This window comes from Sinanaerobacter chloroacetimidivorans (assembly GCF_018128545.1).
In the GTDB taxonomy this organism is placed as follows: Bacteria; Bacillota; Clostridia; order Peptostreptococcales; family Anaerovoracaceae; genus Sinanaerobacter; species Sinanaerobacter chloroacetimidivorans.
Genome location: NZ_JAGSND010000011.1, coordinates 40,367 through 58,988 on the forward strand (window position 1 = coordinate 40,367; position 18,622 = coordinate 58,988).

General features: G+C 44.0%; 9 protein-coding genes. 2 read left to right on the plus strand and 7 right to left on the minus strand.

What is annotated here, in order from left to right; genetic code table 11:
• Window positions 1-39: 39 nt before the first annotated feature.
• Complete coding sequence (locus KCX82_RS15130; RefSeq protein ID WP_227019331.1) at window positions 40-2,454, minus strand: S-layer homology domain-containing protein; 2,415 nt, start codon at window positions 2,452-2,454, stop codon at window positions 40-42.
• A gap of 261 nt (window positions 2,455-2,715) precedes the next feature.
• On the opposite strand from KCX82_RS15130, the gene KCX82_RS15135 reads away from it, so the two are divergent.
• Window positions 2,716-5,610, plus strand: coding sequence for an S-layer homology domain-containing protein (locus tag KCX82_RS15135; RefSeq protein ID WP_227019332.1), 2,895 nt, complete (start codon window positions 2,716-2,718; stop codon window positions 5,608-5,610).
• 35 nt (window positions 5,611-5,645) lie between these two features.
• Here KCX82_RS15135 and KCX82_RS15140 read toward each other — a convergent pair whose 3' ends face one another.
• The 3 genes from KCX82_RS15140 to KCX82_RS15150 form a co-directional block, all read right to left on the minus strand.
• Window positions 5,646-6,140 (minus strand): (4Fe-4S)-binding protein, encoded by a 495-nt coding sequence (locus tag KCX82_RS15140; RefSeq protein WP_227019333.1) that lies wholly within the window; start codon window positions 6,138-6,140, stop codon window positions 5,646-5,648.
• 142 nt (window positions 6,141-6,282) lie between these two features.
• Window positions 6,283-12,435, minus strand: a complete 6,153-nt coding sequence (locus KCX82_RS15145; RefSeq protein WP_227019334.1) for a PKD domain-containing protein — start codon at window positions 12,433-12,435, stop codon at window positions 6,283-6,285.
• A 30-nt stretch (window positions 12,436-12,465) separates the two neighbouring features.
• Window positions 12,466-13,536: an S-layer homology domain-containing protein gene (locus tag KCX82_RS15150; RefSeq protein WP_227019335.1), complete on the minus strand. Its 1,071-nt coding sequence runs from the start codon at window positions 13,534-13,536 to the stop codon at window positions 12,466-12,468.
• Between the two features lie 376 nt (window positions 13,537-13,912).
• On the opposite strand from KCX82_RS15150, the gene KCX82_RS15155 reads away from it, so the two are divergent.
• Entirely contained in the window at window positions 13,913-15,424 is a 1,512-nt protein-coding gene (locus tag KCX82_RS15155) for a DUF1846 domain-containing protein (protein ID WP_227019336.1), read from the plus strand.
• A gap of 137 nt (window positions 15,425-15,561) precedes the next feature.
• On the opposite strand, the gene KCX82_RS15160 is transcribed toward KCX82_RS15155, so the two are convergent.
• From KCX82_RS15160 to KCX82_RS15170, 3 genes are all read right to left on the minus strand, one after another.
• Window positions 15,562-16,320: an SDR family oxidoreductase gene (locus tag KCX82_RS15160; RefSeq protein WP_227019337.1), complete on the minus strand. Its 759-nt coding sequence runs from the start codon at window positions 16,318-16,320 to the stop codon at window positions 15,562-15,564.
• Window positions 16,321-16,566: 246 nt separating this feature from the next.
• Window positions 16,567-18,039 carry a S41 family peptidase gene (locus KCX82_RS15165; RefSeq protein WP_227019338.1) on the minus strand — a complete coding sequence of 491 codons (1,473 nt, stop codon included), beginning with the start codon at window positions 18,037-18,039 and terminating at the stop codon, window positions 16,567-16,569.
• 73 nt (window positions 18,040-18,112) lie between these two features.
• Window positions 18,113-18,541, minus strand: a complete 429-nt coding sequence (locus tag KCX82_RS15170) for a YwiB family protein (RefSeq protein WP_227019339.1) — start codon at window positions 18,539-18,541, stop codon at window positions 18,113-18,115.
• Between the last annotated feature and the right edge of the window lie 81 nt (window positions 18,542-18,622).

Genomic DNA, 18,622 nt, shown 5'->3' on the forward strand with positions numbered 1-18,622 from the left:
AAAGCAAAAATTTTAAGTCCATTACATCCGTATTACAAATTAAAGAATGATTGCCGGATATAAATATTTTGTTTCCAAATCTTCCGACGCTATGGTGTTTCCGGTGCTGTCGTCGCTGGGAACCTCAATTGGCGCTACGATTCCGCCGCCGTCGGAAATCACCGTATTTCCACCTGTACTGCCCGATGTGACAGAGTAGAGATATTTCCAAACCGCTGCTGGTTCTGTTTTGTTGATAACATCTGCGCTTGTTTTATTGTTTGCATTCATAACATCTACCACAAGTTCATAGCCATTGCTTGTTTTGATCCTGGTCTGCCCTGAAAGTTCTTCGTGGGTTACTTTTTTTACCAGCTGTTGACTGGCCGTTCCGTCAGAAAGCCCCACACCGGCAGTTCCGGTCGTATCTAACCAAAAGCTGTTGCTCAGAGCAGCCGCATTTCTCCCTACCAAACTGCCAGCGCCATTTTCTCCCGTAACCTTACCGGCTCCGTAAACATTGGTAATGGTTCCTAAGTTTTTACCGGCGATACCTCCGATATAATTGGTTCCGTTTATCTTTCCCGAATTATAACTGTTGTCGATTTTCGATTCGTTTTCTCCGGTAATGCCTCCGGCAAAGCTTTTTGCCGTAACTTTTCCTTCATTATAGCATTTGGAAATTTTACCCATTCCATTCTGCTGGTAGGCCGCGATTCCGCCGCCGTCCAGATTGGCTTCCACCGTGCCGGAGTTATAGCAGTAGCTGATGATACCCTGGTTGTTGCCTACGATACCCCCTGCACCATTCCCTGCAACTGTCCCTGAATTTTGACTTTGGGTTACGGTTGCTTTTGAGGTTTCCAGCAGACCTGCAATCCCTCCATTGACACCGGAGCCCGTTACGGTACCGGAGTTTCCGCAGGATTCTATTTGTATGCTATAGTTGCTGCCGCTGGCAGCTCCGGCAATTCCGCCCGCATTATAGGGTCCGGCATTTACCGTGCCTTTATTGTAGCATTCTTTTATTACAGAAGACTCACCGGCAGCGGAAGCAAAGCTCCCTACGATACCTCCTGTTCTTTCGTTTCCATTTACGGTACCCTCATTCTGGCAAGAAATTAATGCGGTCCCCGGTGCATTGACTGCTCCTGCAATTCCACCGGTGTTTGCGGATTTGCCCGTTACCGTTCCCTGATTTTTCAAGGAGGTAAGCGTTGCAGTACTGAAGCCGACGATACCTCCCGTATTGGTTGATCCGTTTACCGTACCTTTACTGCCGAGCCGGCAATTCTTTATGGTTCCCTCAGTATATCCTGCAATGGACCCGGTATATTGATTCCCTGTGATGGAAGATGAATTTATCGTTAAATCCTCGACGCTTCCTCCTTGTCCAACATAGCCAAAAAGGCCGGCATAACTTGCTGCTGGTTTGCCTGAGCCTCCGGATCCTTTGCTGCCCCCTACCGTGCCGGTAATGTTCAAACCGCTGATGGTATGGCCGTCACCATCCAGGCACCCTTTAAAGGGTATGGCCTTGCTGCCGATTGGCTGGAAATTTCCGGCACTCCAGTCATCCTCACCGGAGGCGATTGCAGGAGCTGCCGTAACAAAATCTTTCGTAATGGCAATATCTTTCGTCAGAATATAAAAAGCACCTTCTGTCACATGCATTCTGATATGGTTAAGCTGCTCTTCCGTTGCAATTTGATAAGGGTCATTCCTTGTGCCCTCTCCTTTGGTGAAGGCCCCCTGGGTTACGCTGTGGACCTGGGAACATCCAGTCAGAGTCAATTCTTCCGCATTGGCAGCGATTACAGATTCGTTCTTTTTTACATTTAATAATATCGCAGCGGCTTCCGCTCTGGTAAGCGCCATGGTAGGCCGGAAGTTCCCTTCCGTATCCCCCTTCATATAGCCTTTTTTAAACATGAGATCCACATAGGGATACGCCCAAGCTGCTATATTTCCTTTATCTAACGCCGTTTCAACACCTTTTGCACTGTCGTCGTCACTTCCGGGTATTACGGAACCGGCAACCTTTGCCGCTTCCTGTCTGCTGATCATCAGTCCGATACCGAAGGTTCCGTCTTCATAGCCGGAGGTGATCCCTGCTGCCACTGCGATTTTAATCGTAGGCACATACCATTCATAGTCCAGCACATCGGTAAAATTTACCTTGGTATTGGCGATATCCGGCGTCACCGTCAGAATATTGGTGAGCAGTTTATAGAATTCTTCTCTTTTTATGAGGTTATCCGGCAAATACGTACCGTCCATATATCCCCCTACTATTTTTAGACTCGCTGCTTCTTTTATAATATTCTCAGCCCAGTGACCGCTTATATCCGAAAACGTCGCTGTTTGAGCAGCACTTTGCTGCTCTGAAGAGGTCTCCCCATAGGCGCTCCCCGTTCCTGCGGAAAGAATCAGCATAAAAGATACTACAAACGATATCAATTTCTTCTTTTTCATCTCAATTTCCTCCAAAATTTCCCCATCATGACCGGAACAATTTACCTGATTATATCGTCAAAGAATTATGTAGAATCAGCCGTATAATCACATTCTGATGTTTTCATTATATTCCCTGGTTTTGGGGGTGTCCAGCAAAAAACGGACCAGATTCGACAGGATTTCATGTTGGAATTGTATTTCTGATTCTGATGTGGTAAAATTTAGGAACAATGTGTGTATCAATTACTGTATAACAGTAAAAAGGGAGGGACTTAATAAATGAGATTGAAAAAAATCGGGAGCGGTTTGCTGGCGATTATGCTTGCTGTAACGATAGCGGCGCCATCCCAAAGTTTTGGGGCCGGCAAACTTACCGATACTGCCGGACATTGGGCCGAATCCTATATAAATACGGCTGTAAACAAGGGAATCATAACCGGATATCAGGACAAAACTTTTTTACCGGATAAAGCTGTAACAAGGGCAGAATTTGCTACCATGATCAATAAAGCCCTGGGCAACGGAAGTTCCGCGTCCATAGGCTTTGCAGACGTACCGTACTACGAATGGTATTATGATGCCGTTTCCAAAGCGGTTTCGGCCTCTTACGCAGGCGGTTACGATGACAATACCTTTAAGCCGAACAATCCGATCACCAGGCAGGAAGCCGCCGTTATGATTTCCAGGATCGTTCCTGCTTACAAGGTCAGCGGAAACCTAAAATCCTATTCCGACTATAAGACCATTGCCGACTGGGCTTATGACGCCATGGCCAGAATGAACGGCAAAGGTTATATAGGAGCTTACAGCGACGGTAAAATTCATCCGACGGATCCTTTAACCAGGGCACAGACTGCAAAAATCATCTGTGATATTCTGGATAACGAAACCATCGTTACCAGCAGTCCTGTCATAGACGACGACGGAACGAAGCTTTCCAATAAAATTTATGTAAACAATGTTACCATTGACGAAGACCTTGGTGACGACAGCGCTACCATAGACAATTGTGTTATCCTGGGAAATTTAAATGTAAAAGGCGGTGGTGAGGATACCATTACCATCAATAATTCCAGAGTCTCCAATGTTACCGTTGATAAGGACGACAGCGCCGTACGGATTCTTGCGAAGGGGGAAACTTCCATTGCCAAGTTAAGCGCATCGGAATCATCAATCCTGCAGACAGCCAGCCTGTCCGGCGGATTTTTCGGCCCCGGATTCAGCAACATTACAATAAACAGTTCAGCGGAAGTCACGCTGAAGGGCAGTTTTCCGCTGGTAAATATCAACGGTTCAAAAGCCAATGTCATTCTCGACTCCGGTACGATTACAACGCTTAACGTAACCGGCAGCGGCAAGTATTCCAATATTACTGCCTCAGGAAGTACTACAATCAGTCAGGCAACCGTTAACAGCGAATCCTATTTCCACGGAACAGGCACTATTACAAAGATGAATGTAAATGCTGACGGAATCACTTACGAAACGAAACCGAAAAGCTGGACCATCGCCTCAAGAGTTGATACCCCCAAGGAAGCGGATGCCGTGCTTTCCGTAACCTTCAGTCCTAAGAATAAAGCGACGGATGTGAAATTAGATACGAAAATTACAATTACCTTCGGGTCTGCCATGAAGCTCCGTAACGGCAGCAGTATCAGCAACTCTGATATCAGTGATTTTATTACCATCAGAAAAAGCTCCACTTCAGGCAGCAAGGTGAGCTTTTCTGCCACCATCAACAGTGCAAAAAAAGAAATCACTATAACTCCAAGTTCAAATTTAAGCGAAAACACCCGATACTATGTGATTATAGAAGATAATACCCTGAAGGACTCCGACGGCAACACCAATGACGAACAGTCCATCTATTTCAACACCGGCACTGCTACTTCTGCTTTTACTACCACCTATAGTCCTGCAAATGGAGCAACTGGAATATCCATTAATCCTTCTATCAACATCACATTTTCAGAAAGTGTGGTACGGTACAGTAATGGTAACACGATTAGTACCAACGACTCCTATTTGAAGGAGTGTATCGTATTCAGAAAAGACAGTGCCAGCGGCACGGAGGTGCCCTATTCCGTAAGCATCAGTTCTGCGAAAAAGATAACAATTACACCGAATTCCAGCTTGGAAGCAAACAAAAAGTATTACGTGGCGGTTTTAGGAAGCAGGTTTAAAACGAGCAGCAACGGTACAGCAGTAGCTGCTTCATCTGCTACATGGACCGTAGGGGTCTCGGCTCCTTCGTTAAGCAACTTTAGCCTTTCCGCTTTAGATACCAGTATCACAGCGTCCTTTAACCCAAATGTGGCCGGAAAAGTCTATTTGGTTGCGATTCCGGTTCCCGCAAGCGGTTCTGTAGGCACTCCTTCCGTTACTCAAATTAAGAACGGAAAGACCAGTACCGACCAGACAGCTGCCGCTTCCCAGAATACAACTGTAACTGCAAGTACTTCAAAATCTGTAACCTTTAGTAATTTGGATACCGAAACGTCCTATAAGTTTTTTGCAGTTTTAGAGGATTCTCAAGGGAATCCGTCCTCCATACAGTCTGATACTGCTAAAACAACTTCACTAAACCTTAAGACCCTGTCCATCAGGCCAAACGGCGGATCGAATATCTTAAGCAGCAGCTTTTCATCAACCAATTATTCCTATACGGACATCAGCGTACCTAACGGAACTTCCTATGTTGATGTAAATGCTGTGGCAAACAGAGAAGCTTTTGTAGGGGAAGTCACCATCAACAATACGGTTGGCAATTCACTGCAAGTTGATTTGCAGGGCAGCCCGGGGTCAAGAACTGCCAGGATAGAAGTTAAAATCCAGGAAATCGGCAAAAGTCCTCGCCTTTATACGGTAACAGTAAAAGAATTAGGCAGTACAAAACTGCAGTCGGTGACAATAAACGGCAATCCCTATACCATCGGAAGTAACTACGAAATCGCTGCTGATACATCCGACGTCAGCCTGATGTTAACACCGGAAGACAGCAGTGCCATCCTGACCATGAGCGGCCAGCAATTGCAGTGGAATCAACCAATTCCGTTAAGTCTCAGCGATACAACCAATATGAATCCATCGGTTACCTTTACGGTACGGACCGCGGACGGAAGATCCACACAGGACCACGTGATTAGATTTAAAAGAACCACCCCAACCCCATAAATGGTTAAGGCTGCCCTAGGGCAGCCTTTTTACAACTATTTCATATGGGATCCATCGCAAAAGGGAGCGTTCTTGCTTAGTCCGCACCGGCACAGTACCATCTGGCTCGATTCCTTGATGAGCTCTCCATCTGCATCGATAAGACGAATGGGACCTCGTACCAAAAATGGGCCGTTCTTTACTGCTTTAATCTGCACCGCTGTCGTCGCATCCGGTTTATAGTCCACTGAACCTGGCCCTTTGGCTTTGTTCGGATCTATTTTGGAGCCCTCCGGCAGCTTGTATCGTAATGCACCTGTGGGACAGCTGTCTATGGCTTTTATAATATTCTCAAGATCAGCGGACGCCAGTGTGATCCATGGTCTTTTTTCGGGATTGAAAACCTCCGGCATAGCTTTCATGCATTTCCCCGAATGGGAACACTCTGCGGGGTACCAGAAAACAATAAGATCCTCCGTTTTATATTCTTTCGTTATATTTTTCTTTTGCACATCAACAGATTTTTGATCTTCTGTTTTATCCTGCTTCATTACGCCTCTCCTTCTTTTTATTCCCTTTACTTTTTATTCACTTTATTTGTATTTTCTTTTAGCCTACATCCCTTAATTATCTTTGTCAACATTTTCCTTAATTTATCGGCATTTACCTGCTTTCGCCATGGACAATATCAGATTACCAAAGTCTGTGAAGCTGCCAGAAATCATTCATACTGTCTATGATGACCTTGACTTCATGGGTCTTTGTTTTTCCGTCGCCATACGTAGCCGTAAACTGGAAAGTCAGCTCTTCAGGTGCTTTTCTTCCCCATTTATTGATCATGGTATCCTGCCACAAACTTCCTTTCCAAATTATTTCTCCTTTTTCATTTTCTATGCCGGAATTTGACAAGTACGTCGAATAATTCGTATTCTGCTTCTGGCCCTGAGCATTGGTTTCGTAAATACGAACCTGAACATTTCGGGGGTCACCTTCCAGACCTGCTTCCAGTTGAAACTTCTCACCAGACCAGAATACATTAGTGCCACGCGGCCTGGGTGTTGGCATTGCTAAATATTCGTCAATCGTCATTATACGATTAATCTCATCCGAAAAACGCTTCAGGTTATACTTTTTTCGATTTAATTCCCACTGTTCCGTGTGATTCACATAACCTGTTATCTTGCCCTCGGAGACCACAATGAACTGATAGGTTCCGATTCCTGCTCCGGTTTGATCCCTGACAGTACAAACCACTTCGTACTTTCCTGCCGCTGCTAAAGGCGCTGTCCCGGTTGTTATATAGGGGTAATTTCCGGATGCATCAGCAATAATACCGGTAGCCTTGTGGGTATAGATCAGCTTCTTATCAAGGTACAGTTCCGTCGTGAGTCTGAGTTCCTCCTTTTCCAGATCATCTACTCCAATTTGAAGTTTGTAGCTGCTTCCTTCTTTTACAGTGCCTGGAATTGTTTTGATAGATGTGATCCATGGAGCCGTTGCTCCCCCCTCAATGTAGAAGGTGATACTTTCTACATTGGATACCTTATCGTACCTGGTATAGTCCGTATTGCCGGAAGTATCCCCGGTTCTGTTTGTGTTGTCAACCTCCCAATGCTCAACCGTATACTTGCCGTCGATATAGAATCTTGGTATAGAGCTTGTTAATATGGCTCCTGTGGTGCTGACTACATTCCCGTCTTCATCCAGGATCACGGCCGCATCCGGATGGGGGCCTTCATTATAAGGGGTATGGGTGTATCTCCAATATCCTGCTTTGCTTGGGTCATTTTCATAGTCATCATAGAAGATGCTATAGGAAATGAGCTCACCTTTCTTGTAGACCAGCGGCGAATCTTTTTCCTTTTCCGGTTTTGTCTCGGTATACAGATCGGCAGTCGTGTCCTCCGAAATCGTCCATCCAGTAAGTTCTGCTGTATCCTGTAAAGGCTTGTTGTACAGATACACCTTATTGCCGTTGTTGATGTAATAGATTTTCAGGTTTTGCAATAACAGTTCATTGGCAGCCCCTCCTGGGTTCAGCTTAATGGTTACATTGGAGCTGCCTTTAAATAAGTCGCTGGCAGAATAAACCTGGTCACCTTCAAAGAAAAAGGAATTTTTACCTTTCAGATTTTCAGGATAAACGTAAGTTTCCAGCTTTGAAAATCCGACATATCGCTGATATCCTGCAGTTGCTGTAAATCGATTGGTTCCCTGAAAATCTCCAACAAACCACGTTTCACCGCTATGTACGTACTGCAGCGAAGATCGATTGCCGGCATGGGTAAAGGAATTGTTCCCCACCTGAAAGGTTCCAGCAGTGGAGTCCCTGGAGGTGTATCCCTCAAAGGTTGCATGAACTCGTCCTATCATTCCTGCTGGAATGGCAAAATTGTAAAACCCCTTATTATCACCGTCACTGGAGAACTCATATGCCGGGGGCCAGGTTAAATAGCGGGTCATTGACTGCGACTGAAATTCGGTGATCTGCTGTGGTGTCCGGAAACTGCCCGTCACCTTTGTCCATCCGTCCCCGGTAAGACTTGATGAGAACGTGTTAGCAGAAGAATCAGCCGAATCTTCCAAGAACATGATTCTCAGGTTGTCAATAGAAATGTAATATCCATCATCTCCTCTGCCATACCAATAGCAGCGTGCCTGAATGGTATTTTCGCCTTCCTTCAGGAAATATGGGTGGACATAGTCTGTCATATTAAAACCAATCTTTGGCTCTTTATCATACCGCTTGCCGTTGATATACACTCCGCTTTTCCAGCCATTTGTATCCTGCTGGCCATATTGGGAAGAAGGGCCTCCCAGGTTTCCGGCCACATCCATTACGGCAATAGCTTTCTTCCCTGCCGGTATATTCACCTTCACCGTAGCAGTGGTGGATATGTCTCGGTTTGAGCTTCCCTTTGTAGTACCTGGTGTAGTGAGTTTTCCATTCAGATTCCCATTAACGTAAGTGAAAAAAGGATCTAACTCAGCATCATTAAAGTTTTCACTGTAGGTTTGGGTAACATAATAGGACCCTCTGTTTTCCGAACCTGCATAAATGTTTTCTGTATCAAATGAAATCTCTGGTGCTGTAACGCTGACCTTTGAAGGTTCTTCCCCTTCTCCGTTCTCCGATGCAGGTTTCTTTACCTCATATTCGTAATAGTAAGTCTGTCCCGGGTTTAAATTAAAGGATTTCGACAGACTAAGCTGCCCGCCTGAACCGGTTTGAAGTTTCAAAGAGGTCTTTTCTTTTACTGCCGCTTTTACCTTATCAATTAACTCCTGGATCTGCCCATTAAAATTCTTCTCAATATATCTGGTTGCATCCTGCGCATAATCAGCAAGGCGTGCCACAGCAGATTCTTCCGCCTGCTCCTTTGTGATAGAGTTTGTGAACAATTTTAACCTTTTGTTACTTTCCATCCAATTCTCATAATGATAATAGGTCATCATCAGGGAATCATTCCAACGTCCTTCTTCGTCTGCTATGTCCCATCCCCAGTTGTATTGATTGAAGTCTGCTTTCCATTCTGGAAGCTGGATTCTGCATTGCACCCCCTGTACATTTCCTCCCCAATTGTAGGACTGCCATGCAGCTCCCTGCATCAGATAGATCGCGTTTTCCTGGCTGTGGTATTTTGCGTACGAGATCCCTGTCCAATTTAAGCGATTGTTCTTCTCACTGTAGATCGTTCTTTTTGCCGGAAGCGTATTCCTGTCTCCCAGTGTGTAGATATAGGAATGGAAATAGCGTCTCGTTGTAGAAGAGGTTGAGTCATCATCACTGTAAGCGTGGTACATATATACGGCTTTACCAGTTTCATCCTTTACAAATCCTACAGAATTATTTCTCATGTCCCAGGGTGATGCCACCCGGCCCAGGTTATAGATCCTTTGTGTCTCTGAATCGGCAAGCCAGAGAATAATGCCCCTGATATCGGCATCATTATCAATGATGGTCTGTGTAAAGGTGACCTTTCCCGTGGTATCCAGATCTGTAGGAGTAACGGAAGACAGATACCAGCCGAGCTGCTCGAATTGAAACTCCTCAAGCTCCGGAATTGCCTTTCTTGTGACGGTTTCCGTGTCCATGTCGAACTGTCCGATATAGAATCGGTACCCGTCTTCCTTTCCCACGAAAGTGATCTTTCCGTTCTGCATCCGTCCAAGGGTTCCGCCTTTGTTGATAACGGTTTTCAGCGTTCCGGTATCCGGATCATATTTCTGGATCTTTTCACCGGATAAAAAGTATAAGTTGTTATTTTTTGCCGTAGTGTAGGGGTTGTCCGGAATTACAACCGGCAGCGTTGTCAAATAGGCACCGTTTTTACTGTTTAAAATAATGGTTTTTCCAAGATCAACACAGGCCAGATAAACATATTTTTCATTGCTGTCTAGTTTCAATCTGAAATTGGTGGAATCCGTTACCGTATAGCTCCACGCAGCGGACATACCAGGTTCTTCAATGGTTCCCGGCTTCAGGGCTTTCACGGTATACGGCGGAATGCATACTTCCTGGTATCCGCTCACTTGAAACCCTGCGGCTTCCACCACATAAGCATATTCGGAGTCAAAGACCATACCCGTAGATTGCTGACTTGGATCGTTGATTGCAACCTTCCATTCATGAGATCCTAACCTTTTGTACCCGTAACTGTTTGGTGCTGCCGTTGGGATTACCTGTACATTGGCATCAATTCCTGCTTCGATTAAGGCTGCCTTTATACTGTTCATTCCTGCTTTGATTCCGCTTTCGGAAGCTTTATCTGTCACAATTATAACGTCTGCCTTCTCTGAATCCACAGGTTCCAGTCTGACCGTGGGGGCGATATTAATAACGTCGGTGGTTGCTGTTGCAGATGCAGAAAGGTAATCTGCATCTGTAATATATTCCTCTAGGGTAGGCTCCGTCCAGACCTCTTTTACATCCAGCTTCACGGTGGAATGACCGACTCCTGTTTTATTGTATTGAACCTTTTGTCCTGAACCAAAAGCAAGATCTTTATATCCCGGAAGGTCTCTTAAGTTTGTTCCTTCTGTACTCCAGGTTCTTTGAAGCTGATCTCCGTCAGTGATGCTGCTGTCTTCTGCAATAATTTCTGCAATGTTGGTTCCTTTATTTCGGATAAAGGAGTCCTGGATTGTAATCACCGGATTTGGAGGCAGATCAGGCTTTACTGTGAATGTCTTCTGTACGGAGTCCGTATCTCCCTTGCTGTCTTTCATGTAAATAGAGTATCGGAATTCCTGTGTATATTCGGGATTGTAAGGGTTATATACCGGTGTTTTAGTAAGAAATTCGAGAGTAAATTCAGTCCAGTATTGATCTCCGCTTGTGGTGTGCGCTCTCGTTTTTATGGTTGCGTTGTTCTCCTGAGGCTGATCCTTGGTTAAGGTAATTTCTTCACCGGTTTTCATATCTCTCAATTTTATATAGTAATCTACGATAGGTTTTCCCGGATAGGTGGCCACGGAAATATTTAATATCTGCTTCCTATTCTGTTTTTGAAAGCCCCCAAGCCGGTCTATGATATAGGGGGTTTTTCTCACTTCGATAGGTTTTGTATCCGAAAGGCTCTTTCCGTCTGCCGTATTCACATCAAGCCTGACATGATAGCTTCCTTTTTTCGGGAACGTTACATAAGCTGTTGTCTTTGATTCTCTTGAAACACTTCCCGATCCGCTTGGAACCGGCACGAACTTATTGGTCGCAACCCCTTCTTCATAGGCCCTTCGGGCTGAATAATATACCCCGTCTACTTTAAATTCGGATATGTCCGTTGCAAGAGCAGGATGTCCTTCATAGGTGTATTCCGGAAGTTCTAAGATAGCCGCTGCATCTACTTCTCTGCCATCGGTTATTTGTATGGTTTTAATATCTGTGTCTGTCTGGCCATTGGTAGCTTTCACTGTGAGTCTGTAGGTAATGGTACATATCTCATCTTCTTTCTCTGTGATACTTCCCCCGGAATTCTTCCCTGGTACGCCGGTACCATCCCAGGTGACAACCCGTTGCCAATTACCATCTCCATAGTGTTTTTCCAATACCGCTTCATCAACATTTAAGCTGCTGTCTATTGAGGATGCATCCGCAGCTATGTAGTTAGCTCCCTGCTTGGCCGATGTCGGAAGCGATAGCTGCGCTTCCAGATCACCAACGGTAATATATTTCTTATATACAATGACTGTGGGACAGAAAATAAGGTAGAGCTTATTGCTGCCTGCTGTGCCTTCCCTTCCTGCTTTTAATGCGTATGCTATGGCGTCGGCAATAAGCGGTTGATAATTTTGGAGATTTGTTTTTCCGCCAAAGAGTCTCCAAATATCTTCATCCCATTGCTCCACTCCATATGCCACCACTTCTAAAGAAGTTTGTGTACTTAGCTTTGCATTATAGCTAAAGGTGACTTCTCTACCGCTGCCGCTGCAATCTCCCTCCATCATGAAGGAAGATACATGGCGTTGGTAGTAAGCAATATAGGCAGAATCTCCCCTTCCTAATGTAGAAGGAATATTATGGCTGCTTGTACTGCCATTAAAATCAAAACTGCTTCCCTTGCTGCTTTCCAAGGGGTACGCATCAATGACCTCCACATCACTGTTAAACCGGATGGTTGCTGTGAGATTATTTAATGTAGTTCCGTAATAATTTGTTCCCCAGGAGGAACCCGGGTTATATGCCAGCTGTACCCCCATGTCAAGGTGATAATACGTCTGTTCTGATAAAACGACTCTATCGGCATAGGCTGTATTTGGATAAGAAAAAAGCCCTGATAAAATCAAGGCTGTGATCAGCATCACGATAATGCTGTTTTTCTGTATTCGGTTGTAAGTGGTGAGCATAAAAGCCCTCCTTTCCTATTAGGACGATTGTTACTTCTTAAATGGATTGGCAACTACTTTTATAATTTCATCTTTATCCGATTTAGCGCTAGTAGGTACTGCAATAATATAGTCAACTTTACTGATATCATATTCAGCTCTTGAGCCTTGGTAATTCAGATAATTTCCATCCCCATCAAACCGGGGAGAAGTATTGCAAGAGTTCACGATAAGGCCATCTTTTACAAGATAGATATGTCCCCTTAATGTATGAACAAAGCTGCAACTTTCGCCATTAAATAATCTGTTCATTTTTATGTCCCATACACTTGCATCGGTATATAATTCATATTCCTCAGTAAATCTTACTCCATCACTCGGTAAATAATCCCACCCCTCAGCAATAGCCTTAGCATCTGCTTCCGCATAGAAGGTTTTATAGTTTTTAATCAAATCCGCAGTTTTCCCGATAGTTACCACAGCAGTTGTAGTAACTTCCTCTTTTTCCCCTCCAGGCAATACTCTTTTGCTTTCATCTACAAGCCGATAGATTACTGTGGCAGATTCTGCCCTTGTTAGGGTCTTTTCCGGTCTAAAAGTTTTATCTGTATAACCTGTCAAAATTCCTGTTGCATAGGCTTTGGTTATGTCATATTCATGCTTTGTCTGGTATGTTATATCTTTAATTCCCTTTTGGATCTCGTCGTAATTCTCGATTTTTACGTCCCCCAGGATGGAGCTGATAATCAAAGCCATATCGCCCCTGGTGATTTCATATTTTAATTGAGATTTGTCTATGTCATGAGATGTAAAGTATTTCAATTCCAGGGCTTTGTTATAATAGTTCATTGCCCAATGCTCAGATCCTGGAGCGGCATTCCCTACATCCTGGCCAGTGCCAGCAATAAGAGCCATTTTGATAAATTCTCCGTAGGTAACAGTTTTACCAGGCTGGAAGCTTCCGTTGAGATACCCTTGGATGATTGCTTTTTCCGACATTGCAGAAACAGCCTCATAGGCCCAGTTGCTGCTTTTTACGTCCGGGTAATCCGCGCCGGAAGCGGCAATGGATGTGAATAGCATAAAGATCAAGACGAATGTCAGTACACGTGATTTTCTCATAATCCATACTCCTTTTAATTTTTTAGTGGTAATCGAAAATTCGATGTAATTAGGACTTACATTTTATATATCGTCAACAAAATCCAGTTTCTTAGTGATTTTCCATTTTTTATTGTCTCTTCATAACCATAACAGTATTTATCAGCCCTGTCTATGGTTTCTATTCAATTGCCAAGGTACGATTCACCTCTTGTTTGTAATTATTTAACATTTTATACATATTTTATAATTTTGTCAATGTTCAATATAATTTTTTCCTCGGCCTTTTCTAGTTGTTCCCCTCTCAATTATCTGTTATAATTCCTAATGTTGTTTTCATAAACATACTGCAAAATAGGCTATAATTTTTGAAACACTATAAAAGAGGAGAAGAAACATGAAAATAGGGTTTGATGCAAGCAAGTATATCGAAGAACAGTCCAAGTACATCCTGGAAAGAATCGATGCCGGCAACAGCGAAAGGCTTTACCTGGAATTCGGAGGTAAGTTGGTTCATGACAAGCATGCCATGAGAGTCCTTCCCGGATTTGACGAAAATGCAAAGATTAAGCTTTTACAGAAATTAAAAGAGCAGACTGAAATTATCATCTGTATATTTGCCGGAGATATTACAACGAGTAAAACCCGACAGGATTTCGGAATCACATATGATCTGGAAGTGCTGAGATTGATTGATACCTTCCGAAAATACGATCTTTCCATCAATAGTGTTGTGATTACCAGATACGAGGATCAGCCTGCAGTCAATATGTTTATCAACAAGTTGAACCGCCGCGGAATAAAAACCTATAAGCATTTTTATACCAAGGGGTATCCAACGGATGTGGATACCATCGTCAGTGACGAAGGCTACGGTGCCAATCCCTATGTAGAAGTGACCAAGCCATTGGTAGTCGTAACGGGACCCGGCGGCGGAAGCGGCAAGCTGGCCACTTGTTTGAACCAGCTTTATCATGACTATAAGCGAGGAAAGAAGGTTCGTTACGCAAAATTTGAAACCTTCCCCATCTGGAATCTGCCGCTGAAGCACCCGGTGAATGTTGCCTATGAAGCTGCCACTGCAGACCTTAAGGATGTCAACATGATTGATTCCTTCCATTTGGAAGCCTACGGCGAAATGGCGGTAAATTATAACAGAGACCTGGAGGTCTTTCCAGTTGTAAAAAGAATTATTGAGAAAATCACAAGGGAAGAGGCGGAGTATAAATCCCCGACCGATATGGGTGTCAATAGAGTAGGTTTTTCCATCATCGACGATCAGGCAATCCGATATGCCTCAGAGCAGGAAGTGATCCGCAGGTACCTGATAGCCAAATGTGACTATAAAAAGGGGAAGATCGACGAGGATTCCCTGCTGCGATCCAAGCTATTGATGGATGATCTGAACTTGAAGGTGGAAGACCGGGCAGTGGTAAAACCAGCATGGGATTATGCGGAATATAAACGCAGCCTTCATCCGAAATATGAAAATGCGGTGGTCATGGCCATCGAAATGCCGGACGGTTCCTTCGTTACAGGCAGAAGCTCCAGAAGAATGGTTGCAGCTGCGGCGGCAATATTAAATGCCATCAAGCAGCTTTGTGGTCTTGCCGATGATATTTACTTGCTGTCACCCCTGGTTTTAGAGACCATACAGCACCTGAAAACCGACATTCTTCAGAACGAGAAATCCAGCCTGAACTGTGAAGAAATTCTCACTGCTCTTACGATTTCCGCTACCACAAACCCATCGGCCCAGGTCGCCGTAGAGAAGCTGCTGCTATTAAAAGGCTGTAAAGCCCACTGTACGGCCATTCTAAGTGATAGGGACGAACAGACACTGAGAGATCTGGGAATTGATGTAACCTGTGATCCCGAATATATGACAACAAATGTTTATTTTAATTAGAATTAATTAGAAAATTTATAGAAAAATCCAGGAGCCGGATGATCCGACCCTGGATTTTTTTGTTCTACTGCCGATTCGTATCTTGATTTTTATCAGCCTGCATCCTCGGTAGATCTCTCTCATAAAACCTTTAGATTCTAATATGCCGTCCATCCCGCATCTGCAGTAATAACAGTGCCGTTCACAAAGCTGGAATCGTCGGAGGCCAGGAACAGGGCAACTTTGGCGATTTCTTCAGGCTCTCCGGTTCTTGGGTTCAAGTTCATACCGGCCATTGCTCTTTCCATCCCAAAGGTATGGGGCGCAAAAATCGTCGTCCCGATGTTGGTGTTCACCGCACCCGGTGCAATGGCGTTGCAGCGGACGCCTACTTCTGCATATTGAAATCCTACGTTCTTTGTCAGTCCCACCACTGCATGTTTCGATGCCGTATATGCGGCGCCTGCCCGGGATCCCAGCAAGCCCCCTGCCGAAGCAACATTGACGATAACACCTGCACCCTTTTCCGTAAAAATCGGCAAAGACTTCCTTATGGTGCGCATGGCGCCGGTGATGTTCACATTGAATACTTTCTCCCATAGTTCATCGGTTACTGCACCTGCAGGCACAAAATTATCCATAATCCCCGCATTATTTACCAGAATATCCAGCGTTCCGTATTTGTGAACGGCAGTATCGATGAGATTTTGGACGTCCTCTTCTTTGGCAACATTGGCCGCCACGGAGATTGCCTTTCCTCCGGTAAAGATGATTTCCTCAACCACCTCTTCGGCGCCTTCTATGTTGATATCCGAGACTACGACGTTCGCACCTTCTCTGGCAAAAAGCACCGCGATAGCTTTTCCTACACCGGAGCCGGCTCCGGTAACAACTGCTGTCTTATTTTGAAGTTTCATTTCACAATCCTCCTTTACAAATTCTCAAAATGCACGGAAAAAAATTTTTACAATAATATCACAGGTTTTTTTCCGGCGCAATCATAGTTTTTTATTTATCATGAGTTGTTTTAAGGAAATAAAAAAGTGAAAATGACGGAATCAACGTTTCCTAAACGGAATTCCTTGAGAAAGCAGCAAAATAAAAAAACTCCTCTGCAAAAAAATTTCTTCAAAGGAGTTTTTATGATCGATTTAGATTATTTTTTAATTAACGAGTTCCAAAGCTTTTTCAAGCTGCAGATCTTTGCCGTCCGTAGTTCCTGTGATGTACTCGGTTACAGCCTTGTCCAGCAAATTCATGGTTGTATAATCCAGAATCCCATAAGGATACAGCTTTTTCTCTTTCTGGAACTGCTTTACAGCTGCAACGGTTTGCACATCCATGGTCCCCGAGGTTTTTACACTGTAGCCCATAAGGTTCAGCCTTTGTTGTGCACCATAAACGTTCAGTCCGGTGTCTCCAGCTTTTGGTTTCACCTTTTCGCTCATTGGGGCAAAGGAAAGATATTTTTCAGTAAGAGCTTCGATATCGATATCCTTGCTGTTCTGCACCGTATATTCCGGCACAATACCTACATGATCTATTTTTCTTTTATTCGGTGTAAGGAAGTAGTACATGGACAGCTTCATGCTTGTCCCGTTGGAAAAGTTCACAACTTGCTGGCTGACACCCTTTCCGAAGGTGGTAGTCCCTACAAGCGTAGCCGCTTTGCTGTCCTGCAAAGCACCTGCAAGAATTTCTGATGAGCTGGCACTTCCCTGATTTACCAGTAAAACAACGGGGAGATCCAGCGTCGCCGTTCCATCGGTTGAAATCGTTTCCAAAATTTTTCCCTTCTGTTCAAAATGAACGATAGGGCCCTTTTTTATCAGCTGATTGGCGATTTCCGCTGCAGTACTGATCAGTCCTCCGGGATTGTTTCGAATGTCAATGATCAGACTTTCGGCACCTTTATTAACCAGGGCAATGCAGGCTTTTCTGAACTCCACATCCGAATCATTGTCAAAGCTTGCTATTTTAATATATCCAACCTTATCTTCCTTCATCTCGTACTGTACGGATGCTGTTTTAATCTTCTCTCTTGTCATGGTAAAAGAAAGAGTCTGGCCTGCCCTTTTGACGGTGACCGTTACCTTTGTGCCCTCTTCACCACGCATCAAAGCCACTGCTTCATCAACGGTCTTTTTTGAAACATCCACCTGATTGATTTTGACAATGATATCGCCGCTTTTTATTCCGGCTTTATCCGCAGGAGTATCGGCTATAGGCGATATGACTCTGCACTGGCCATTATAATCTTCCACGCTGAGCCCTACTCCGGAAAACTCTCCGGAAACTGCTTCTATAAAATCGTTGCCTTCCTCTGTGGTTTCATAATATACGCTGTAAGGATCATTCAGAGAATTGACCACTCCTTCAAAAGCCCCGTTGGCAAGCTCTTTCAACGTAACATCGTCTTTATAATTCCGCTGAATAAACTCTATGTACTGTTTTAAATTTTTCAGCTGCTGGTCCAGATCTTCTTCGTCTTCGTTCCCCGCCGCATAGACTACCGATCCCTCAAGCCCTATCACGGAAGGCAGGAATAGAATAAACGAAAAGGATGTGACGATCATTGCTACCGCAATAATAATCGCAATAATTTTAGCTAATTTTCTGGTCTTGTATGGGTCCAAACCGGCTCCCCCTTTCTCATTCCAATAAAAAATCCAGTTCCCCTATATTCTGTCAGAAAGAATCAAAAGAACCTTATATAATTTGTATATCCAGGATGCTTCGCCCTTCGGAGAGGCCTTTCAGACTGATATGATAATCAATATTTAAAGAGCCTTTTCCTTCATTCTTTATAATATTATTCACCACATCATTCGTAAGAACTTCCATTTCTACCGAACCGAAAGGTGTATCATAATATCCTTTAAATCGTTTGCCTTTTTCAAATTCAATTTCAGTATCGATTCCGATAACATCCCCATAACGTTTCATCTTTATCGTATCACCGGTGATCTTCAAGCTGGTGGTGCAGCCCTCCATTCCCGAGAATTGACTTTCGTCATATAACAGATATACCGAGTCGTCTTTTTCATAAAATTTACCCTCGGTTACAAATTCCAGCTGTTCTTCTTCGGAATCAATAGTTACCTGTTTTCCTACAATTTTCAGCATTATATCTTTCATGTTTCACCCCCTGTTGGTTAGTATAACATAGATCAACTAAATCTTCAATTTACCCCGAAATAATTTGATTTCAAGTAAGTA

Coding starts and splice junctions, on each gene's coding strand:
- KCX82_RS15145 (WP_227019334.1), bottom strand. CDS start 12,435: ATGCTCACCACTTACAACCGAATACAGAAAAACAGCATTATCGTGATG.
- KCX82_RS15130 (WP_227019331.1), bottom strand. CDS start 2,454: ATGAAAAAGAAGAAATTGATATCGTTTGTAGTATCTTTTATGCTGATT.
- KCX82_RS15155 (WP_227019336.1), top strand. CDS start 13,913: ATGAAAATAGGGTTTGATGCAAGCAAGTATATCGAAGAACAGTCCAAG.
- KCX82_RS15135 (WP_227019332.1), top strand. CDS start 2,716: ATGAGATTGAAAAAAATCGGGAGCGGTTTGCTGGCGATTATGCTTGCT.
- KCX82_RS15140 (WP_227019333.1), bottom strand. CDS start 6,140: ATGAAGCAGGATAAAACAGAAGATCAAAAATCTGTTGATGTGCAAAAG.
- KCX82_RS15170 (WP_227019339.1), bottom strand. CDS start 18,541: ATGAAAGATATAATGCTGAAAATTGTAGGAAAACAGGTAACTATTGAT.
- KCX82_RS15160 (WP_227019337.1), bottom strand. CDS start 16,320: ATGAAACTTCAAAATAAGACAGCAGTTGTTACCGGAGCCGGCTCCGGT.
- KCX82_RS15150 (WP_227019335.1), bottom strand. CDS start 13,536: ATGAGAAAATCACGTGTACTGACATTCGTCTTGATCTTTATGCTATTC.